The sequence below is a fragment of the Streptomyces sp. NPDC050161 genome, from assembly GCF_044460025.1.
GTDB lineage: Bacteria > Actinomycetota > Actinomycetes > Streptomycetales > Streptomycetaceae > Streptomyces.
This window is the reverse complement of record NZ_JBITJM010000004.1, coordinates 39,447-61,460: the sequence shown is the minus strand read 5'-3', so window position 1 is coordinate 61,460 and position 22,014 is coordinate 39,447. Positions and strand designations below refer to the sequence as shown.

At 71.1% G+C, this 22,014-nt stretch carries 12 protein-coding genes and 1 pseudogene; 5 read left to right on the top strand and 8 right to left on the bottom strand.

What is annotated here, in order from left to right; genetic code table 11:
• Positions 1 to 86: 86 nt before the first annotated feature.
• The 6 genes from ACIBK8_RS08115 to ACIBK8_RS08090 form a co-directional block, all read right to left on the bottom strand.
• Entirely contained in the window at positions 87 to 878 is a 792-nt protein-coding gene (locus tag ACIBK8_RS08115) for an IS5 family transposase (RefSeq protein ID WP_399040819.1), read from the bottom strand.
• 64 nt (positions 879 to 942) lie between these two features.
• On the bottom strand, positions 943 to 1,848 hold the full coding sequence (locus tag ACIBK8_RS08110; protein ID WP_399040818.1) for a class I SAM-dependent methyltransferase: 906 nt from the start codon (positions 1,846 to 1,848) through the stop codon (positions 943 to 945).
• 10 nt (positions 1,849 to 1,858) lie between these two features.
• The gene (locus ACIBK8_RS08105; protein ID WP_399040817.1) at positions 1,859 to 3,532 is read right to left on the bottom strand and encodes a PfaD family polyunsaturated fatty acid/polyketide biosynthesis protein; all 1,674 of its coding nucleotides are present in this window, start codon (positions 3,530 to 3,532) and stop codon (positions 1,859 to 1,861) included.
• Complete coding sequence (locus ACIBK8_RS08100) at positions 3,529 to 5,868, bottom strand: 3-hydroxyacyl-ACP dehydratase (RefSeq protein WP_399040816.1); 2,340 nt, start codon at positions 5,866 to 5,868, stop codon at positions 3,529 to 3,531. The genes ACIBK8_RS08105 and ACIBK8_RS08100 overlap by 4 nt, the downstream gene beginning before the upstream one ends.
• Complete coding sequence (locus ACIBK8_RS08095; RefSeq protein ID WP_399040815.1) at positions 5,861 to 11,896, bottom strand: SDR family NAD(P)-dependent oxidoreductase; 6,036 nt, start codon at positions 11,894 to 11,896, stop codon at positions 5,861 to 5,863. The genes ACIBK8_RS08100 and ACIBK8_RS08095 overlap by 8 nt, the downstream gene beginning before the upstream one ends.
• Positions 11,883 to 13,610 carry an MMPL family transporter gene (locus ACIBK8_RS08090; RefSeq protein WP_399040814.1) on the bottom strand — a complete coding sequence of 576 codons (1,728 nt, stop codon included), beginning with the start codon at positions 13,608 to 13,610 and terminating at the stop codon, positions 11,883 to 11,885. Before ACIBK8_RS08090 ends, ACIBK8_RS08095 begins: the two co-directional genes overlap by 14 nt.
• An 829-nt stretch (positions 13,611 to 14,439) precedes the next feature.
• On the opposite strand from ACIBK8_RS08090, the gene ACIBK8_RS08085 reads away from it, so the two are divergent.
• The 3 genes and pseudogenes from ACIBK8_RS08085 to ACIBK8_RS08075 form a co-directional block, all read left to right on the top strand.
• Positions 14,440 to 15,009, top strand: coding sequence for a hypothetical protein (locus tag ACIBK8_RS08085; protein ID WP_399040813.1), 570 nt, complete (start codon positions 14,440 to 14,442; stop codon positions 15,007 to 15,009).
• Between the two features lie 96 nt (positions 15,010 to 15,105).
• Positions 15,106 to 16,623, top strand: coding sequence for a cytochrome P450 (locus ACIBK8_RS08080; RefSeq protein ID WP_399040812.1), 1,518 nt, complete (start codon positions 15,106 to 15,108; stop codon positions 16,621 to 16,623).
• A 198-nt stretch (positions 16,624 to 16,821) separates the two neighbouring features.
• Positions 16,822 to 17,171: pseudogene (locus ACIBK8_RS08075) on the top strand (MerR family transcriptional regulator); the annotation flags it as partial.
• A gap of 264 nt (positions 17,172 to 17,435) precedes the next feature.
• Here the strand turns inward: ACIBK8_RS08075 and ACIBK8_RS08070 are convergent.
• Entirely contained in the window at positions 17,436 to 17,759 is a 324-nt protein-coding gene (locus ACIBK8_RS08070; protein ID WP_399041232.1) for a hypothetical protein, read from the bottom strand.
• 403 nt (positions 17,760 to 18,162) lie between these two features.
• Between ACIBK8_RS08070 and ACIBK8_RS08065 the strand changes: the two genes are divergently transcribed.
• The gene (locus tag ACIBK8_RS08065) at positions 18,163 to 18,975 is read left to right on the top strand and encodes a hypothetical protein (RefSeq protein WP_399040811.1); all 813 of its coding nucleotides are present in this window, start codon (positions 18,163 to 18,165) and stop codon (positions 18,973 to 18,975) included.
• Positions 18,976 to 19,396: 421 nt separating this feature from the next.
• Positions 19,397 to 19,564: a hypothetical protein gene (locus tag ACIBK8_RS08060; RefSeq protein WP_399040810.1), complete on the top strand. Its 168-nt coding sequence runs from the start codon at positions 19,397 to 19,399 to the stop codon at positions 19,562 to 19,564.
• Positions 19,565 to 20,316: 752 nt separating this feature from the next.
• Here ACIBK8_RS08060 and ACIBK8_RS08055 read toward each other — a convergent pair.
• Positions 20,317 to 21,978 carry an AMP-binding protein gene (locus ACIBK8_RS08055; RefSeq protein WP_399040808.1) on the bottom strand — a complete coding sequence of 554 codons (1,662 nt, stop codon included), beginning with the start codon at positions 21,976 to 21,978 and terminating at the stop codon, positions 20,317 to 20,319.
• Positions 21,979 to 22,014 lie beyond the last annotated feature (36 nt).

The window sequence follows — 22,014 nt, the reverse complement described above, 5'->3', positions numbered from 1 at the left end:
AGATCACCGGGCGCAGGTGAACCCCGAGACCTTCCGGCATTCCCAGGCCGACACCCACACCCTCGCGCTCCAGAGCTCGGCCCTCGCTACTCCGTCTGTCTGGGTAGCTGCGCGGTGCGCTCCGGGCAGACGGTGCCGACGTAACGCAGGGCGGTTCCATCGGTGATACTGAACGCGCCCCGAGGGTCGGACGCTTCCAGATCAGAGCCACTGATACATCGCCGCGACCTGGACCGTCGCCTCGAAACGGCGGCCAACTTCTCGTACCGCGTGGCGACAGCCCGGTACTGCTTGAGGCGGCCGATGCCGCACTCCACCGCGTGGCGGGCTTTGTAGTCCTGCCGGTCGAAGGCCGGCGGTCGGCCACCGGAGCGGCCCCGGCGCTCGCGATTGCGGATCTGGTCGGCCGGCTCGGCGATCGTGCAGCGGATCCCACGCCTGCGCAGGTATGCGCGATTGGCGCGCGATGAGTACGCCCTGTCGGCCCTCGCCCGAAGCGGAGTACGTCTGGGGCGACCAGCGCCGCCCCGGGGCACCTGGATCGCTTCGAGCACTGGCACGAACTGCGGGCTGTCGCCTCGCTGACCAGCTGTCACCAGGAGGGACAACGGCTTCTGTCCCTGCTCACAGGACAGATGGATCTTCGTGCTGAACCCGCCCCGCGACCGGCCCAGCCCGTGATCGTCGGGCTCGGGGACCACACCACCCGGCGGCTCTTTCTGCCCGGCCCCACCCCGCCGGGCACCGGCCGCGTGCTGACGAGCCCGGTAGACCGTCGAGTCGACGCTCACCTCCCATGCGATGAGCCCCGCCGCATCAACCCTCGCCTGCAACAAGGTCAGCAACCGGGCCCAGGCCCCTCCCGCTGCCGGCGGCATCGTCCGTCGGCCCCGCTTCTCGGGTCAGGTGGCCGCCGACCCGTCACGGACCCACCGGACAGGCTCAGCCCCGCGGCGTGTTCCCGGCGCTGTCGGTGAGGGGGCGTTCGAAGGTGAGCCGCAGAAGTTGGGCGTGGCCCTGCTCGAAGACCCGTGCCGAGGCGCGAAGGTACCGTTCGTAGTTCTGGGTCGCCGTTTCCCCGACGAGCGCACTCGCCCGGGTACGTGCGGCGAGGAGCCGGTCCAGCCAGCATCGGCAGGTCCGGGCGTAGTCGCCGCCGTCCTCGCGGGTGCGGACGAGGGACAGGACGTCGGCGCTCGCCTCGTGAATGTCCGCGAGGGCGGGGAGTTGGGACTCGGGGAAAATGGTCCGGGCGATGAAGGTCAGGTCGAGAAGCAGATCCGGGTGGTCGGGGATCTGCTCCAGGGTGATGGTCTGCAGGGAGAGCCGCCCTCCTGGGCGCAGCCAGGAGTGGCAGCGGGTGAAGAAGGTCCGGTAGGCGGCGATCTTCTCCCGCTGGGTGAGCCGGAATTGGGCGAAGTGCTCGAACGCCCCGATGCAGATGAGGGAGTCGTAGGGTTCGTCCGGCTGGTGGTCGGCCCAGTTCTCCAGCCGGATGTCACAGTCGGGCCAGGTCCGGGTCCGGGCCAGGGCGCCCTGCTGCCGGCTGAGGGTGAGTCCTACGGCGTGCTCGGTTCCATGGGTACGCACCAGGCGTCGCAGGGTGCTGCCCCAGCCGCAGCCGATGTCCAGCACGCGGGCCGCGCAGTCGGCCCTCGACTCGGCGATGTGGTGGTCGATCTTGCGTGCCTGGGCTTCCTCCAGGCTGTCCCCCTCTTCCCACAGAGCGCAGGAATAGGTCATGGAGGGGTCCAGCCACAGCGCGTAGAAGTCGTTGGAGAGGTCGTAGTGGTGCTGGATCGCTTCGTTGGACGCGCCTGCGTAGTCAGGGGCGAGGTGCGCGGACATGGATGTCCTTTCAGGTGGTCCCCGGTGACGTGCGACCGGTGACGCCGAGCTCCGCCGCCCGGTGCGGACCCGGGATCCGCAGGGGTGGTGCGGCGGGCCCGGGGGCGTCGCGCCGGGCGGAACGTGCGGCCGGTGAGAGGCGGGGCGGTCGGTAGTCGGCGCAGGACGCGGGGAGTTGCGTCCCGCCGGTGCGCAAGTGGTGTACCCGGGTGAGGTGGGCGGCTCCGCGCAACAGGTGCTCCGCGATGGCGGTGACGTGCCGGTTCTCGACGGGTTCCAACGTGCTGCCGGCGGCCCACGCGTTGAAGGCGCCCATGGCAGGACCGCACCAGATCTGCCAGTCGCCGGAGCGTGCCGTGTCGCCGGCCACGGCCCATCGGGAGGCCATGGCCAAGTACCAGCGGAACGTCAGGGCCATGCGGTGCTTCGCGTCCCGCTCGGCGCGCGGGAGCCGGTCGGCGTGGTGAGCGGCGAGGTAGTCGCGCGTGTCCGCCCACACCTCGTCCAGCGGCCGTCCGAAGATGCGTTCCTCAAGCGAGCGCCGCTCCTTGGCCGGCAGCTCCTCCAGGCTGCCGTAGTCGCGGTAGAGCCGGTACAGGCGGCCGGCGCGGCCGGGGAAGAGGGTGCCGCGGTTCAGGACCTGGACGGTGATGCCCTGTTCGAACATGTCTGCCGCGGGCGCCATGGTGCAGTCGGCGAGACCTGCGTCGGCCAGCAGGCTTTTGACGGCCGGTGAGGTGGCGGCCTCGACGGCGGCCTGGTTGACGGAGCCGGTGACGACGTAGTCGGCGCCCAGGGCGAAGGCCGCCGCGACGGCGTGCGGGGTGCCGAGGGAACCGGCCGCCCCGACGCGCACCGGCGGCCGCGGGGGGCGGTGCGCGGACGTCTCGCGGGCGATCCGGTCGCGGAGCCGGGTGATGGCGGGCAGCAGGACGGTCAGCGGGCGGCGGTCGGTGTGCCCGCCGGAGTCGGCTTCCACCGTGAGGTCGTCGGCCATGGGGACGGCGCGGGCCAGCCGGGCCTGTTCGGCGGTGATCTCGCGGCGGGCGACCAGCTCGGTGAGCAGTGGTTCGGGGGCGGGGCGCAGGAAGAGTTCTGCGACCTGGGGCCTGGAGACCTTGGCGATGACCCGGTGGTGAACCAGCACGCCGCCCGCAGGACCGGGGCGCAGGCCGCTCGCGCGGTAGCGCACGAGATCGGGTGTGAGGGTGAGGAAGGCGGATGCCTCCACGCAGCGCACGCCGTGGCGCAGGCACAGGTCGACGCAGGCGCGTTCGGCGTGCGGGGCCATCGGTGAATGGATCAGGTTGCAGGCGTAGGGGGCGTCACCGAGCCGGTGCGCGAGCGTGCGCAGGGCCTCGTCCAGCCGGGGCCCTGGCAGACCGGCCGAGCCGAACGCGGCCAGATACCCGGCCCGTGCCATGGCGGTGACCAGCTCGGTGCCGGCGATGCCGCCGGCCATGGCGCCTGCCATGTAGGCCGCGCGGACCCCGTGGTGGTCGCGGAAGGCCGCGGAGCCGAGCCGGTCGGGCGGCAGCGGACCGACGGCTGCGAGCACGGTGTCGCCAGGGGCCGGTGCCTGTGCGGTGACGCCGACGCGGTGGCCGGAACGGGTGACGTAACAGGGCCGGTCGAGTGCGGACAGCACCGCGCGGATGCCGTCCGGGTCGTGGCACAGGTTCATGGCCGCACCTCCTCGGCGGCCGGGGCAGCGGCCACCACCGCGATATTCTGGACGTGGTAGATGCGCAGGTCGTCGCGCCATACGCTGCCGTCGGCGCGGAGGAACACCTGATCGCGTTCCCGCTGGACCTCGCTCAGGTGGATCTCGCCGCGTACCCGCTGGTGCTCGCGCAGGATCTGGCCGCGGTAGGACCAGCGCAGCTCCTCGCCGACCGCCGCGCGGAAGCGCGCGCCGGGCAGGTGGTCGGTGAGGCCGGTGCGCAGGGCCAGCGCCTGGACCGCTTGGTAGAGCAGCTGTACCCCGGTCGAGCCGGGCATGACGGGGTCGTGCAGGAAGTGGTGGTCGAAGAACCAGTCGTCGGCGCGGACAGGCTTGGTGCACAGGACATACCCCTTGCCGTGTGTGCCCCCCTTCGGCACCACGATCGTGTCCTCCAGCAGGGCCAGCCGCCCCCGCCCCAGGCGCGGTTCCTCGCGCGCGTCGAAGCGGAGGGCGTCGGCGGGCGCGGTGTCCTGCAGCTCCAGCCACGGAGCCCGGTGGTGTCCGTGATCCAGGCCCTGCTGGCGGGCGAGTACGTCCTCCGTGAAGTAGCCGTGCACGGTCTCACCGGTGTAGAACGGCTGCCCGTCCGCGTGGAGTTCGAAGTCGTAGCGGTGCATCAGCGCCCCGGGATGGTCCGTTGCGGAGCGCAGCCGCACCCGCTGCCCTACGGTGGCGCCGCGGGGATCGGTGCGGCGCGAGAGCCGGGCCCGTCCTTCGAGGTTGCGGCAGACGAAAGGCTCGTCGGGGTATTTCGTGGCCAGGCCGAGGACGGCCGCGACCAGTCCTGTGGGCTGCAACGCCATTTCCATGAGGGCCAGTTGGGGAAGCTCATCGCCGCCGGCCTCCCGGATGTACCAGGGGTCGCCCGGCATGTCGTACTCGGTGTCCGCGCGGGTGCCGGCGCCCGTGACGCGGTCGCCGTGCTCGACCGTCACGCAGCGGTCCACCATCAGGAGATCGCCCCGAGGCAGCCGCGGCCGGACCATTGACCGTACCGGTGGCCCGTTGACGACGGACAGTGACTGGCCGAGGTCCCCGTCGGCGATGCGGGCCATGTGCAGTTCGTTGACGAAGGCGGGCTCCGCGGTGGACGCCAGGCGGACCGGTGGCTGTCCGAGGCGCAGCATGGCGTGGTCGTGCGGATGCCCGTAGACGGCGAGGGACAGTCCGTTCAGCCGGGCCACCCCGCGGCGGTCCGGCGCGGTGACGACGCAGTCGGCGGTGAGGAACGGGCGTGGTGACATGCCGAGTTCGCGCACGACGAGCGTCAGCTGCGTCGGTGTGCCGCGGAGGGCGTCGGGGTCCGCGATCTCGACGCCCACCGTCGCTCCCGGCGCCGGGACCGTGCGCGCGGTGGGCAGGCACAGGTGCATACCCCGGTGGAGGGCCTGGGCACGTAGTGCTTCGCAGGCGGCGGCCAGCAGGTGGGCGGCCACGGGGCCGTCGGGACCGGCCGGGCGGAGGGTGGCGGTCAGCAGTCCCTGACCGTGGGGCCCTCCCGTCGGGTCGATGGCACGGACTTCCTCCACCAGGCGGTCGGGCCATGGCTCAAGGCGCAGTTCCGGCGGGAGGTGGGACTGGTCGTGGCCGTTGCCCAGCACGGCGGCCGCGTCACCGGAGGCCATGGCGTCGAGGTCGGCGGCGGAGAGCGTGCTCACCGGGGTGCGTGCCAGGGGGCGGAAGTCCGGCCGGTAGCGGGCAGCGGAACGGTCGTCCTCGGGTTCTCCCGGGGCTTGCGCGCATGCGGTGACGGTGGCGAGGAGCCGGTCGCCGTCGTGGAGACGGCAGGTGGGCGCGCCGGGAACGGTGTCGGTACGGAGGCCGTCGGGGACGGTGGTGACCACGGTGTGCCACGTCACGTCGTACCGGCACCGCCCGGTGGGCGGCAGGGCGGCGAACGCGGTGCCCAGAAGGGACCACACCACACCGCGGCGGGAGGCCGGCAGCGGCGGGGCGGGCGGGGCCGGGGGCGGGAGCTGCCCTGCGGGATGTTCCGGGACGGCGAGGTGCGCGATATTCCGTTGCTGCCAGAGGCTGACGGCCCGATGCGCGTCGAGGACCGCGTCGTGCGCCTGCTGGAGCTGCCGGGCCGTGCGCCGGGCCAGTGTGCCCGGGTCGTCGTCGGCGGCGGCGGGCGCGGTCGGGTGGGCGCGTGCCCGGGGAACGGGAGTGGGGGGCGCGGCCGGGGGGCCTTCCTCTTCCGTCGGTGTCTTTCCGGTGGGGACGTGGTACAGCGGCAGCCCGTTGAAGGAGAGGACGTCGTGGTCATCGCCCGTGTCCGTGAACTCAGCCATGGGTGTCCACCCGCGTGGTGGAGGCCGCGTTGAGCAGGCTGACCGCTTCCTCCTCGGTGATGCGCACCATTCTGACCCCGCTCCATCTCTGCAGGACGGTTCCCGTTCTGTCGCACGCGGTGGCGGTGCAGTACACGTCCACCGCTCCCACTTGTCTGGCTTCCGCCACGATGACGAACTGCTCGCCGTCGGGGAGCGTGTCGAACAGTTCGATCTTCTCCACGCTCACCGGCCCGCAGAAGTCGTCCGGGGACGTGCACCACGCCAGGCCGGCGGCCTGCAGCAGGAGGTCGGCCAGCCCCGGGCTGAACAACTGGCCGGCATAGGCTCCGTGAGCCAGTACGGGGTCGACGAGGCGTGCGGCGACGACCAGGCGCCCTTCGTTCCTCTCCCCCGGCGCGCGGAGCCCGGCCAGTGACGGGCCGTGGAAGAGGGGCCCCCGGTCGTAGGCGGAGTGGAGGCCGCCGGTGACCTCCATCGGTGGCAGCTCCAGGCGGGGAGCGGGCTCGTCCCGCTCGGCGAAGCTGAGGAACCCTGCGAAGTGGAGGGTCGCGGCGCGGCCGTCGGCACGGTGCGCGGTCATTCTCGCCCCGTTCCTTTCGGGGTCCGGCTCCAGCCGCAGGTCCATCCGCCGCGGCTGGTTGCCGTCGAAGTACACACCGCGGTGCATCCGGAAGTCGTGGCATTCGACGACGGGCCGGAGTCCGCCCTGCGCCCGCTCGGCGGTGTGCAGAGCCCAGCCGATCGCGGCCGTCATGGGCAGCAGCGGATTGCCTCCGACGCGGTGGTCGCTCAGCATGGGCTCACCGTCGAGCCCGTCCAGCGTCCGCGTCGCGGTCAGCCCCCCGGTCGGCAGCGGACTCTCCACGTGCAGCCACGGCGACGTGGGGCCGATGAGAGTGACTCCCTGCTCGCTGTGGTCCCGCCGCAGCTGCTCGCGGAAGTGGGTGCGGCCGGCGTCCCGGGAGAGCACCGGTACACCGTGCTGGGCGAAGAGCTGGTGCATGGCGCCGGCCATGCCGCCCTCCCACGGCCCCCAGGCGAGCGGGGTGACGCGGCAGTTCGGGTGGGCTGTCTTGAAGGCGCAGGCGTACCGGTTGACCGCCTCGTTCGCGAGCGCGTAGTCGCTCTGGCGGACGTTGCCCCAGATGCCGCTCACGGAGGAGAAGACGACCAGGTGCCGGAGCCGGTCGGTGTCGAGTGCGGCGAGGACGTGGTGGAGGCCGGACACCTTGGTGTCGACGACGGGGGCGATCGTCTCGCCGTCCATCTGGCTCAGGGGGCGGTCACCGAGGACGCCCGCGCCGTGGACGACACCGGTGATCCGGTCCGCGTAGGGGGCCACCGCGGCGGCCACGGCCCCGGCGTCGCGCACGTCCGCCGCCACGTAGTGGGCCTCGATGCCGCGGTCGCCCAGCTCCCGCAGGGTGGCGCGGATCGCCCGCAGGCCGGTCACCTGCCGGACCTGATGGACGATGTCGGCCCGTGTCGCGGGTGTCCGGGGGTCTTCCCCTTCGTCCACCGCCCGCGCCTCCAGCGCGGCGCGCAGTTCCTCCTCGCTCTCCAAGTCCTGGGCCCACGCCGGTTCTTCCGCCGCCGGAGTCCGGCCGAGCAGGACGTAGCCGCAGCGGTGCTCATCGGCGAGCGCGGTGACGCACCAGGCGGTGATGCCCTGAGCCCCGCCGGTGACCAGCAGCAGATCGCTGTCGGTGAGGTCCGCGGCGTCCGGCGGGGCGGGCAGCAGCCGGTCCGCGGTGTCCGACAGCCGAGGCGTGCGCCGCCGCTCGCCGTCCCAGGCGACTTCGCGCAGGTCGGTGGCCACGTCGTGGAGTTCGGCGAGGAACGTATCGGCGACGGAGTCGAGCGGCAGGTGCGGTGCGTAGTCCAGCGCGCGGCAGAAGACGGGGGACATCTCCAGCGCCGCCGTCTTGACGAGGCCGGAGAGGCCGCCGGCGAGCGCGGCGGTCGGGTCCGCGTCCGCGCCGGCGTACCCGTGGGCGCCGTCGAGCCGGGTCACCGTGACGAAGGCAGCCCTGGCCCCGTCGCGGGCGGCCTCTTGTAGGGGTGTCTGGGCGTGCTTGGCGACGAGGACGGCGTGCCGCAGCCGCTCGACGATCTCGTCGGCGCGGTCGTGGTGGGACCGGCTCACCGGCAGCAGGCACAGGTCCAGCCGGGAGGTCTCGGCCAGGAGACCGGTGAGGGCCGCGTCCAACGCGCCCTCCGTCCAGTCCTCCAGCGTCCTGGCGCCGCCGTCGTCACCGCTGGGGACACCGGGCAGGAGCAGGCGCCGGGTGCGCCAGCCGCGTGCGTGCAGCGCGTCGCCGAGTGCGGCGGCGAGCTCACCGCCGTCGTCCAGTACCAGCGCGCACGGCCGCTCCGCGTAGGCGCTCGTCCGTTCGTCCACGGCGGGCAGGTCCCGCAGGGCGACGAAGGCGCGCCGCAGTTCGATGGCGCCGGAGTGGCGGAGGGAGGAGCGGGCGCTGGTGAGCGTCTCCACGAACATCGCGCTCATCTCGCCGATGGTGCGTGCCTCGGTGAACCGGAAGAGGTCCTCACGTTTGATCGACGGATACAGGCGCCACAGTTCCGCGCCGATCTCGACCTGTTTGAGGGAATCGATGCCCAGGTCCTCCTGGATGGACATGTCGGGTTCGAGCATGTCGAGGTCGTAGCCGGTCTTCTCCGCCACGATGCCCCGGCACGTCTCGGTGATCTCTTCGATGGACAACCCCGCGATCCCGCCGCCCGCGCGGTCCTGGCGGTCGTCCTCACCGGCCAGGAGCTGCGCGAGCGCGGAGCGGCCCTGGGGCGGCACGACGCCGTGCGGGGCGGTGGTGGGGGTGTCGGGGCCGGCCGTGTCCGCGGGCGCCGCCTGGGCGGGCGCGTAGGGCTCGTCCCCGGGGACGGGACGGTCGTCCGGCTCGCGCAGCAACTCCGTGACAGCCGCGGACGCTTGGGTGTGCGCCTCACTCAGGGCCCGGCCGTGGTCGGCGATCGCCGAGACGGCGTCGACGAGCGCCTGGTCGGCCTGGCTGCCGGCCGTACGGGCACGCAGCAGCGAGGTGAGTTCCTTGGTGGTGTCCGTCTGCTGGTGCAGGAAACGGGTGTGCGCGGCCAGGTGGTCGGTGGCGGCCCGGGAGAGGGCGGCGGCGCCCGGGGTGAGGTGGGTGACGTCCGCAGGGGGTCGGGTGGTGTCATCGGCCGGCGCGTTCTGCTCCATGTCGGCGATGCACTGCTCGTAGGCGGGGCGCCGGGCTTCCGCCGCGAACATGGGGCCTTCCAGCAGCCGGGCGACCGACGAGGGGGCGGTGCGCGGCGGGGCCGGCGGGCTGTCGTAGCGGTTGATGCCGGTGACCGGCATTCCCAACACCGCCAGGCGCAGGGCCGCTTCCTTGAGCGTTGCCGCACTGTCCGCCGGTGCGCCCGCGTCGCACGGGACCGTCTCGACGTCGTCCCCGGTGAGGGTGCGGTTGACGAGGTGGGTCAGTACCTGCCGGGGGCCGAACTCGACGAACACGCGGAAGCCGTCGGCGTACATCTCCTCCAGGCGCGCGGCGAAGCCGACGGGGTGCCGCAGTTGCGCGGCCAGCACGCGGCGGTTCGCGTCGGGATCAAAACCGTAGGCGGCGCCGGGGGTGTTGGCGTAGACGGGGAGGGACGGAGGTGCGAAGGGCGTGCTGTCGCATGCCTTGTGGAAAGGCTCAACGGCGTGCTCGACGAAGGGGGTGTGGAACGCGGCGGCGACCGGCAGCGGCCGGGCGGTGACGGATGCGTTCCGGCAGGCTCGCACGAAGCGGTCCACGGCGGCGGCAGGGCCGCCGACCACCTGCTCGTCGGGGGCGTTGTCGTTGCACACGGTCAGCCCGGGATGGTCGGCGAGCAGGCGCGAGAGGTCGTCGCGCGGCAGGCTGACGGCGGCCATGGCGCCCGGATCGCCGCTGTGGGCGGCGGGACGCATCGCCTCCCCTCTGGCCCGTGCGAGCTCGGTGAAGGCGTCGTCGTCCAGGATGCCGGCGGCCCACAGGGCCGTGACCTCTCCGAAGCTGTGTCCCAGGACGCCGGCGGGGGCCAGGCCCAGTTCCTTGAGGAAGGCGTACTGGCCTGATGCCAGGGCTCCGACCGCCGGTTGTGCGTAGTCGGTGCGGCGCAGGCGCTCGTCGGCACGGCCGTCGTCGGGCCCGGGGGGCGGGAACACCGTCCGGGCGAGCGTGTCAGCGGCAGGGGAGAGGGCGTTGGCCCGGTCGAAGGCCGCCCGGACCGGGGGCAGGGCGATCAGCGCCGACTGCCCCATGTTCACGTACTGGCTGCCCTGTCCGGCGAACAGCGCGGCCACCTTGGCACCGGCCGGCAGCGCCTCGCGGCGGTAGTGGATGCCGTGCGGGGCCGGCTCTCCCCGCGGGGGAAGAGTGTCCAGGTACTGCGTGGCGAGGGACAGGAGCCTCGCGTGGTGCTCGTCATCCGTGGCGATGAATCCCAGCCGCGCGTGGCCTGCCGGGACAGGGCCTTCGTCGGGGGTATCGCCGCGCCGCAGCCGCGCCAGCAGTTCCGCTGGTTCGGCGGCGTGCCACAGGCAGGCCCGGGGGGAGCGGTGCAGGACCTGCCGCGGGCCTGCGCCGGACGGGTGCTCCTCCAGGACGGCGTGGTAGTTGACCCCTCCGAAACCGAAGGCCGATACCCCGGCGCGCCGGATCGGGCGAGCGGGGTCGCGCACCCAGGGCCGGGAGACGGTGTTGACGTACACGGCGCTGTCGGGGCGGCCCGCCGGTCCTGTGGGGTCCTCGACGTGCAGGGTGGGCGGGAGCACCCGGTGGTGGAGTGCCAGCGCCGCCTTGATCAGGCCGGCCGCGCCGGCGGCCGCCTTGGTGTGGCCGATCTGCGACTTGATGCTGCCGACGGCGACCTGACGGCTCTGCCCGGGAACGGCCAGGAACGTGTCCAGCGCGGCGAGTTCGACCTCGTCGCCGGTGGGGGTGCCGGTGCCGTGGGCCTCGATCAGCTCCACCGACCGCGGGGAGCAGTCGGCGTCCTCGTAGGCGCGCGTCAGTGCGGACAACTGGCCTTCGGCGGACGGGGCGTAGATGCTCTTGGCCCGGCCGTCGCTGGAACTTCCCAGCCCGCGCAGGACCGCGTAGATGCGGTCCTCGTCCCGTTCGGCGTCCGCCAGGCGCTTGAGTGCCAGCATGCCGACGCCTTCGCCGATGAGGGTGCCGTCGGCCGCGGCGTCGAAGGGGCGGACGTGGCCGCTCAGCGACAGGGCGGGCGTCTGGCTGAAGCACATGAATGCCACGATCGAGTTGTCCGCGTCGCAGCCACCGGTGAGCATCAAGTCGGCGCGGCGGCAGAGCAGTTCGTCCACGGCTGTCCGTACCGCCGCCAGGGAACTGGCGCAGGCCGCGTCCACGGTGTGGTTGGCGGCTCCCAGGTTCATCCGGTTGGCGATCCGTCCGGAGACCACGTTGCCCAGGATGCCGGGGAAGGAGTCCTCGGTCCACTGCGGCAGCGCTTCCAGGTACGTCCGGGTGAAGCGCTGCACGTCCTCATCGGGCGTGCCGAGGTCCCGGAGGATCCTCGTGCTCGTCGGGATCATCAGCCGGGCGGCGAGCGGGACGAGGGTGGAGTTGCTGCCGCAGACGCCGAGCACCACGCCGGTGCGCGCCGGGTCGTACCAGGAGGCCCCGTCGCACCCGGCGTCGGCCAGTGTCTCCCGTGCGACGAGCAGGCTCAGGAGCTGGACGAGCCCGACGGAGTCCAGGGTCCTCGGCGGCATGCCGAACTCGCGCGGGTCGAAGAGCGTCGGCGACAGGAATCCGCCGCGCCGTGCGTAGGTCCGGTCGGCGGCGAAGGGGTCGGGGTCGTAGTGGTCGGCGGGATCCCACCATTTCGGCGGCACCTCGTCGATGCAGTCCCGGCCCGCCACGATGTTGTCCCAGAACTCCCCCAGGCCCGTCGCCTGAGGGAAGAGAGCGGACATCCCCACGATCGCGACGGGGTCACGGGCGAGACGACGATCGAGATCAGCGGTGCTCACCAAGTACCTCTTTTTCGTAAGGGTCCGTGCCGGTGGCCGGGCCTTCTCCGGGGGACGGCAGGACGACGTCGGAGTGGTGCGGCCGTTGCGTCCGCCGGCCGCTGTTCGGCCGACGGCGGAGCAGGGCGAGGGGGCGGGGTGCCCACCAGTTGGCGTGGCCGGTCAGCTGCATGAAGGCCGGCACGAGCAGGCCCCTGACGATCGTCGCGTCGACGAGGACGGCCAGGGCCAGACCACAACCGACCAGCTTGAGCAGGGTGATGCCGGATGTGACCAGGGGAAACAGCGCGGAAGCCAGCACGGCCGCAGCGGCTGTGACCGTTCGTCCGGTGTGCGCGACGCCCTTGATCACGGAGGCCCGGTGATCGCCCGATCTTCGGTACTCCTCCTGGATGCGGGAGACCAGGAACAGCTCGTAGTCCACGGACAGGGCGAAGGCGGCGCCGAACACCAGCACCGGCATGGAGGTCTCCAACTCTCCCGTGACGGCGAAGTGTCCCAGCACGTTCCGCAGGTGTCCGTCCTGGAACACATGGACCATGGCTCCGAAGCTCGCCGTCAGGCTCAGCCCTCCCAAGAGGACCGCTTTGACCGGGATGAGCACCGAGCCGGTGAAGAGGAAGAACAGGAGCAGGACGCTGCCGATGACGATGCCCCACGCCCAGGGCACGACGCGCAGCACCGCGTTCTTGGTGTCCAGCACTCTCGCCGGCCGGCCGGCGACGAGACGGTGGCCTCCCGGCGACGGCAGCGTGCGCAGACTCTCCACCACGCGCTCGTCATCGGCCGGGGAACCGCTGCCGGTGACCTCCAGCCACGTGGCGCCCTGCGTGATGTACCGCAGCGACCCCATGGTGGGGCCGGCGGCCTGCCGGCCCCGCGCGTACCGGCCGCCGGCCGCCGACACCTCCCGCACGCCCGGGAGCGCCGAGATCTTGCGGGCGTAGGTGTCCAGTGCGTCCTGCCGGTCCACCGCGTCGATGTCGGGCAGCAGGACGGTCATGGTCCGGTTCCACGGAAGGGGGAATTCCCGCGCGATCCTGGTGGCGGTCGCGTGCGACTCGGCCCACTCCGGGAGCACCCGTTCATCGGTGACGCCGAAGCGTACGTGGGTGAAGGGCAGGGCCAAGGTCAGCAGGAGGAGCAGGGCGCTGCCGCCGACGAGCACCGGCCGCCCGGTCGCCAGCGAGGCCGTCCGATGCCACAGCGTGCGGCCCGCGCAACGAACGTTCCAGCGGCGGCGCAGCGGCGAGAACACGTCGCCGCGGTCGATACGGGTGCCGATGACCGACAGCAGAACGGGCAGCAGCAACACGGTGACCAGCGCCGCGATGACCGCCACGCTGATACCCGCGACGGCCAGCGAATGCAGGAACCCGAGCGGAAAGAGCAGGAGCGTGCTCAGACAGACCGCCACCGTGACGGCGGAGTAGACGACGGTCCGTCCGGCCGTGCGCATGGTCCGGGAGACCGCTTCCGCGAGAAGGGCGCCGTCGGCGAGTTCTTCCCGGTAGCGGGTGACGACGAAGAGGCCGTAGTCGACGGCCAGGCCGAATCCGAGCGCGGTGGTGATGTTCGATGCCAACGCCGACACCGGCACGACGTGGGCCACCAGCCGCAGTACGACGAAGGTGCCGGCCACGGCCAGCCCGCCCACCACGGCCGGCAGCAGCGCGGCGGTCAGGGAGCCGAAGGCGAAGAGCAGCACCAGCACCGCCAGGGGGGACGCCGATGAGTTCGGCCCGGAGCAGCTCCTGCCGGCTCAGCTCGGTGGCCTGGTTCATGACCCATGCCGAGCCGGTGGCCGTCACCTCCAGCGGTCCCTGCCTGCCGGTGAGCCGGGGCACCAGCGAACCGGCGCGCCGGGCGGCGTCGTTCTCGTCCCCGTGCAGGTCGATGGTGACGAGGGCGGCGCGCCCTTTGTCACCGAGCAGTTGGGGATCCCCGGTCGTCCAGTACGAGAGGACCCGGCCCACTCCCGGCTGCCGTGCCACCCGCTGCGCGAAGTCCCTCCCGGCGCGCGCCACTTCCGGGCTCTCGGCGGGCCTGGCGGACCTGACGTGGAGCACCACGTCCGGGATGCCCGCGCCGAATCGCTGCTGCAGGACGGTCTCGGCCCGTGCCGCCTCGGTGCCGCTCGCGATGTAGCCGCCGTTGGAAAGGCGCGTGCTCGTGCCCGCGGCGGCGAACGCCAGCAGCAACCCCGCTCCCAGCGCCGCGGCCAGCACCCACCAGGGGCGGCGCACAGCCCAGTTGACCGGCAGCGCCGGGAGTCTCCATCGCATGGGCGAATTCCTTTCCCTGGGAATCCGATTCTCCCGGGAATCCGTTTTCACACCAAACGGAAACGGTAGACCAAGCGAATGACTTGAGGGCAGATAAATCCGCAAAAGCGAGAACCGTTTAGTAGGGTGCGCGGCCAGGAGCGGCCCGACGGGCCCTCGTCACAAAGGAAATGAGGACCGGGCATGAACGACGTGGCCGATATCCGCAGTAATACCCCGGCGCAGAAAGCAGTTCCGTCCCGGCGGAGCGCTCGCAGCATGGCCGTGGCTCTGACGATCGGCGCCCTGCTGACAGTGGGCGCCTCCCCCGGGCACGCTCAGCCGACGGGACGGGAAGCCGCACCGGCCTCCCGGAGCACGGGAGTCACCCTCTCCTGCTCCCTGAAGGTGGCCGCCCCGGGGCGGATTGCCTTCTCGCCCCGCGTCTCCACCACGTCGAGGCGCATCTCCGCCCGTGGCACCGTGCTGCTGGACGCGTGCACCTCTCCCAACGGCCGGCAGCCGCGAATCAGGTCGGGAAAGCTGTCCTTGCGGGGAAGCGGAACGGCAACCTGCTCCAAGGTGACCGGAGTTCGGGGTTCGGCCACCGTCACCTGGTACGCGGGGGCGAACCGCAGCGGGCGGGTCGTCGGGCGGTCCGTCATCACACCGGCCGGGGGCACCGGCGGATACACGCCGCTGGACCGCTTCCTCAGCGGCCGCGTCGCGTCGGGCTCCATGGCGCGGCACACCGTGTCCGGTAGCGCAGTGCCGACCAACGACGTGACGCAGTGCCTGCGGGGCGGTCTCGACCACATCCAGGGGCGTGGACGTCTGAAGGTCTCCTGACGCACGGTACGTCCGGGGACGGGTGCAGTCACCCAGTCCTGGCGGGCTGTCATCTGTACATCCGTCATTCGGCGAACATGCATACATGGAGATCCGATGTCCCTGCTTCCTCCCGGTTCCAGGGTGCCCAGCCCTTTCCAGGTCATCCGATTCGTCCGTGGCCCTATGCGGTTCTTCGAGAGTCGTCGGCGCCGGTATGGCACGGTGTTCCGCGCCCCGGTTTTCCGGATCGGCTGGTTCAGTCCGGCGAAGGAGGTATTCGTCGGAACCGCCGAACTCGCCGAGGGCATCTACACCGGCGACGGCCGGGCCGGCGAAGCGCGGCGTGACTTCCTGGCCCCGGTGGTCGGCGAGCACTCGCTACTGAGCCTCGACCACGAGCCCTGGCAGCGGCACCGCAAACTGCTCGCGCCCCCGCTGCGCCCCAAGGCGGTTTCCGGATACCGCGACGAGATCGGCAGGATCACGGCGGAGAACATCAGCCGGTGGCCGGTGGGCCGGCCGTTTCCCCTGTGGGAGCGTATGCAGGAGATCAGCCTGGAAGTGATCATGCGGCTGGTGTTCGGCATCACCGACTCCGAACAACTGGACCGTCTGCGCCCGCTTCTGCCGACGCTCGCCAATCCCTGCGGCCCTTACGCACTCATGCTGATGCCCAGGGCCGCACGAGACCGCATCCTCGGCCGCCGGCTGCTCCGGCGGATCCCCTTCCTGCCCACCACCCGCTTCCTCGCCGCCCGCGACGCCGTCGACGAACTTCTGTACGCCGAGATCGTCCGGCGCCGCGCCGAGTCGCGTCAGGACGCCACCGACGTGCTGTCACGGCTGCTGGCGGCCCGGGACGACCACGGCCGGCCGATGACCGACCAGGAGCTGCGGGACGAGCTGATCACCATGCTCGAAGCCGGCCACGAAACCACCGCGTCGGGTCTGGCCTGGACGTTCGAGCGGCTGCTCCGCACTCCGCACGTGCTCCGCACGCTCCGTGCCGAACTCGACAACGGCCAGGAAACCTACCTGGACGCGGTCATCAAGGAGGGACTGCGCATCCGTCCCGTCGTGTACGCGACGCTCCGCCTGCTGGACGCTCCGCTCGAACTCGGCGGCCATGAGGTGCCTGCCGGCTGGGCCGTCGGCCCGTCCATCCCTCTCATCCACCACGACCCGGTCGCCTTCCCCGAGCCCCACGAGTTCCGTCCCGAACGGTTCCTCGGCGACGGCGCCACCGCGGCAGCCAAGTCGTGGATGCCCTTCGGCGGCGGCCGTCACTACTGCGTGGGTGCCCAACTCGCCCTCCTGGAAATGCGCGTGATCATCCGCGAGGTCCTGGACCGGATGGACCTGACCGCCGTGGATCCGGAGTCGGAACGGCCGCGGATCAGACATGTCACCCTCGTACCGTCCGGGCTGACCGCCGTTACGGCACAGCCACGCGCCACCGCCGTGAAGTCCGGCCCCGGGCGCGGCGATCACGATGCCGCGAAGACCCAGGACCCGGTGGGTTGGGGCGCGGGTGAGCACGTGGGGCCCGGCGAGGAGGCAGCGGGACAAGGCACGGCGGACGGCCGGTCCGGGCTGTGTCCGCGGCAGAACCTGGCAGGGCGCGCCCGGTGAGAGCCGGCAGCCGCGACGCCCGCGGCCCGCAGGGCGGATTCCGCCCCGGCCGCATCTCGTGTGCACGGCGTGCCCGTCGTCCTGGCGGTCAGCCGCATCCATGTGACGCGTGCTCAGCAACCCGGAGGGCGTCTCGGCCGGGATCGGCTGGGAAATAGCCTTGAGTCTGCAGTGGCTGGAGACAGCAGAGTGTGGGACATGGACGTGACCACCCTCTACTCGATCGGGGAGCTTTCCCGGCGGACCGGCTTGCCCGTGCGGACCATCCGGTTCTACTCCGATGCGGGGTGGTGGCGCCGACCACCCGAAGTCCCGACGGTTATCGGCTCTACGACCTCGACGCACTGCTCCGTCTGGAACTCCTGCGCACACTGCGTGAGCTGAGCATGGACCTGGCCACGATCCAACGGGTACTGGACCGCGAGCTCTCGGTGGCACAAGTCGCCGCGGCGCACGCCGACGCCATGGACGTCCAGATCCAGGTGCTGCAACTGCGTCGGAGCGTTCTGCGCTTCATGGCCGGACGCGGGTCCGATCCCGAGGCCCTTCACTATGGCACTATGGCCGGCCGGAAATCCGGGAAGGCCCGCAAGCCCCGGTCCACCGCAGCATCCAGCGGTGAGGACACCGCAGCGATCAGGGCGTGGGCCAAGGCGAACGGCCACCGCATCAACGACCGGGCGGCGCAACCTCCAACTGCACCGGACACGGCGCACCCGCCCGGCCCGCACACGGAAACGGCGGCCCGGGGAGGTCCCCGGACCGCCGCATCGGGCCCGCAGGTGGTGGCGGACCCGCGGGGCGTTCGCCCGTCAGCCCTGGCAGCGTGCCGCCTGCTCGAAGTACTGCTGCGCCTGGTCGGCGTAGCTCTGTGCCTGCCGCTGGTATTCGGCGGCCTTCTGCATGTCGCCACGTGCGGCCGCGTCCTGTGCCTGGTGCCCGGCCTCATCGGCCAGACGCTTGTACTCGTTCCCCTTGTCCCGCAGCTCCTGCGCGTTGCAGGAGGAGGTCGTGGCGGTGGCGGAGACCGTGGCGGGCTGGGCCGCATTCGCCGCGGACGCACCGAGAGCGATCGGTCCCGTCGCCGCCACCGTGACGACGGCCGCGGAGACGAGAACACGCCTGAACTTACGCATGGAATGCACCTTCCGTTGGTGGGGTGTCTGAGGGGCGGCCCCTCGGAGGGGGAGGTTATCGGCGAGATGGACACCGAAGACGCCGGATTACGGGTGCAGGTGCGTCTGGATACGGAAGCTCAATGCAGCTGCGCGGTAAGGCACTTGACGTGGCATTTGTCTGCGGAGGACAACCTGACGGGAAACAGCCTCAGATTTTCGCTGTTACCGGGCAGCCAGCGCTGTTTGTCAGTGGCTGGTGCTTTCCTCAAAAGGCCGACGGCGCCCGCTGAAAGGGCGCCGGCCAATGCGAGGAGGCTCTTCCGTGGCAGCTGGGTCCGTCCCCTCCCCCGCAGCTGAGGCCCGCTGGCTCCGCCGGCGGATGTGGATCGGGGCCGCCTGCGCCGCCGCAGGCGTAATCCTCATGACGGCAGCAGGCTTTTCCGCGGCGTACCCCTTGTCGCTCCTGTCCGGCCCTCTGGTGGGAGGCGCGTACTGGGTCGTCAAGCCGTGGTTCGTGATGCGTTCCGAGCGCTGGCACCGGGTGATCACCTTCGTGCCGATGGTCGTGTACCTGCTGCTGCTCGGAGGAATCACGATTCTGGCTGCCGTGGAGCTACCTGGTGATCCTGTGGCGGCTGGCTTGGCCCTCGCCGGGTTGTGGGTATTCCATGTGCTCAGTGGCGCGCCTGAGCCCACGTCATTTGCCTTCGAGCGGCTGGCTGGGCGACTCACCTGGGCGGCAGCGTTTCACGTGTTCTCGATGGTCTGTGGCACTGTCGGTCTCGTCCTCTGTGTCATCCGCAGCCTGCCGGTCCCCGAGCGCTTCGAGCCGGTCGTCGTCGGCGTCTCTCTGGGCGTGGTCGTGGGGCTGGGTACCGCGTTGCTGAAGGTCTTCGTCCGGGTACGGAAGCTCGGGACACAGCTGGCCCGCAACGCGAAGCAGTTGGAGCGGTGCCTGGACAGGCTGTCGCATGGTGCGACAACAGAGCGGAGGAAGCTTCAAGAGGCGGCTGAGGATGCCTGGGATGCCTTGGACTTGACGCTCCGCAGCAAGATCGAGACAGGGTTTCATCTGTCCGGCACCTTCGTCATTCCTGCGGAAGACCGGCGCTCGCTGGAGGGTTTGGTGACGGAAGCCATCGCCAACCCCGGCGCCCCGCCGTACCGGGACGCGGTCGCGCAGTTGGACATGCTGCGCACTGCCTGCCGAAACAAGATCGACACCATGGCGTGAAGGGTCTCGGCGGCCGACGGAACCTCAGCGCGTCGCTCAATCGCAGTTCGTCTATAGGACTTCGCCAGAGGGCCCGCACGTGGCGGACGGCCGTGCCACGATAGGTGCGTGCTCAAGCGACGTGAGCATGAGGCCAGCAGCGGGCACGGCAAACCCGTCTTGGTCTCCGCTCTCCGGGGGTCGACGTGCCGGGAGAGCGAAACCACTCGAAACCACGGCACACCAGAAGGCGACTAACCAGCAATTGGAGGTAGCCGGGTAGTTGCGGGCCGGCTCCGCGCGGATCTGAAACGTCGGCGGGTCCTCAGCTCACGGCCACTGTCGTCAGGTGGTTGGGCTGAGGCTGCCGTGGCCCGGGCTCGACCGCCGCGAGTCGGAATGGGTTCAGACCCGCATGTTGCCGAACTTCAGGACCCGGCTGATGCTCGTTGTCATCGCCGTCCTTTTTGCCCTCGTGGTCGCTCTCGCGACGGCGTTCCTGTTCTACGCGGCCAAGGGGAATCTCCTGGTCGCGTTGGCCATGGGGGGAGGTGCCTTCGTCGCCACGATGACCTTGCTCCTCGGGGTGTACTCGCTGCTCCTCCCGTAAGGCGCGGAGCAGTGATGTGTGAGGGGCGGGCCGTTGGGCCCGCCCCTCCCGCTTCGCGCAGATCAGCGGCACAGACCCACAACTCCTGCTCAACGTCTGGCAAGACGAGCGTGAACGACACCTCAACCAGTCGCTCCTCATCCCCGGCCAAAGAGGGGACTTCTGCACGAACATCAGAAACCCGCGGTAGCAACAGCTGCTGCCACGAGGCCACAGCAAACGGTCCGGCGACATCCCGGGTGCACCCGGTTCCAGAAGCGCCCGGCCACGGCGTCGGCCGGCAGCCTGAGCACCGGCTGGAATGGCGGAGAGTTCACTATGGCAAGGCGACGACTGGCCAGCTCAGATGGCCCTGTGCGGGGCGGGGCAGGAACGCGTTGAACCCGATGTGGCGGATGCCTTCAACGCCAGGGGACTTGACCGCAGGCCCAGGTGGGTTGGCCGGTCAGCGTCGTGCAAGGGTGTCGGGTCCATTCGGTGGCAGAAGGCCGGCGAGTAGCAGGTTGGTAGCCGGAAAGTCCCTGGCTGCGGGCGGGTGATGAGGCACCAGGATGATTCGATAAGGGATTCGCAGATGTCGGCTCGGCGTTCCCGGCGGACGCGGAGTCATCAGAAGTCGTGGAGTCAGCAGGGCACCCCGGCGGGCAACTCGAGCGGCGATGTGCCCTGGCACGCAGAGCACAGATCGCATCCCAAGGTGCGCGTGCCGGTCGGCGTGTTCGTCGGCGCCATCGGGCCGATGGGTCTGGTTCCTATCGCTCTGCTGCGTACAACTCTTCTATCTCCGCCGCGTACTTGACTTGGATCGGGCGCCGCTTGAGCTTCATCGTGGGGGTGAGTTCGTCGCCTCCGGGCAGCCAGTACGAGGGCAGTACGGCGAATCGTTTGATCTGCTCGACACGTGACAGGCGCGTGTTGCCCGCGTCGACGCCCGCCTGTACCTCCGCCAGGATCCGCTCGTCGACGGCGAGGAGCGCCGGGTCCGGGGCCAGGCCGAACTGCGCCGCACGCGCCGCGGCCGTCGCGGGTTCGAGGGCGATGAGGGCGACGTTGTAGGGGCGGGCGTCGCCGACCGCCACCACGCCGCCGATCAGCGGGGACGTGCTGATGATCGCGTTCTCGATGTTGAGGGGCGACATGTTCTTGCCGGCCGCGTTGATGATCAGTTCCTTGACGCGGCCGACGATCCGTACGTAGCCGTCGTCGTCGACCGCCGCCACGTCGCCGGTGTGCAGCCATCCGTCCTTGTCGAGCAGGGTCGCCGTGCGTTCGGGATCGCCTCGGTAGCTCTTCATCCGGAACGGCGTACGGATCAGCAGCTCACCGCCGTCGGACACCTTCGTCTCGACGCTGGGGAAGGGCTTGCCGACCGTCGCGATCCGCGCCTGCTCGGGTGGGACGCCCATCGCGAGGCCGCACTCCGACATTCCCCATACCTCGCTCACCGGCACCCCGAGCCGTTGCAGGAACGTGTACGAGTCGTGAGCGATCGAGGACGCGCCCGACAGGGCCCAGCGCATCCGGTCGAGGCCGAGTCGGGTGCGCAGCGTGGCCAGGGCCGGTTCGGTGCCCGATGCGAAGGCTGCGGCGAGTTGCGGGTCGGCGGCCAGCATGCCCTGGACACGGAAGTGGAGCTTCTCCCAGATTCGGGGGACGGCGGCGAACGTCGTCGGCCTGATCTCGGCCAGCGCGGGAGCCAGTCGACTCGCGTCGGCGAGGGTGACGACCTCCACGCCGTGCAGCATCGCGAAGTACTGGTTCAGGAACCGGTCGGCGACGTGGGCGGCCGGCAGGTACGACAGTGCGACGTCGTCGTCGCGCATCGGGAAGGCGCCGGCGATGTCCTCTGCCATGGCGAGCGCGCCGCGGTGGGTGTGCTCGGCGGCCTTGGGCGGGCCGGTGGTGCCGGAGGTGTAGATCAGGCACAGGACGTCGTCCGGGTCGACGGCCCGCCACGTCGCCTCGAAGTCGAAGTCGGGCCGCGGGTTCAGCCGCTCCAGGTCGCCGTCCTCGACGACGAGGATGTGTTTGACCGAGCCGGCAGCCGCCTTCACCAGCTCCGTGAACTGCCGTTCGGTGACGATGATGTGGGCCCCGGCGTGGTTCAGCAGGTGGCCGATCTGCTCCACGGAGCTGGTGTTGTAGACGGAGAACGTGGTCGCGCCCAGATGGGAGGCGCCCGCCTCCGCCAGATGGAACTCGGGGCGATTGGTGAGCATCAGGGCGAGGGTGTCGCCGCGCCGCACGCCCAGCGCGGCGAGTCCGCCCGCGATACGGCGGACGTGCGTGGCGTACGCGCCCCAGGTCAGCGCCGTGTCGCTGCCGTACGCGCGCAGCGCCACAGCATCGGGCCGAACGGCTGCCGTGCGCTGGAACGCCTCCGGCAGGGTCCGGGGCCCTTCGGCGCCTTGCACGCGGTGCCTCCTTGTCGTCACCTGCGAGGACGGTGA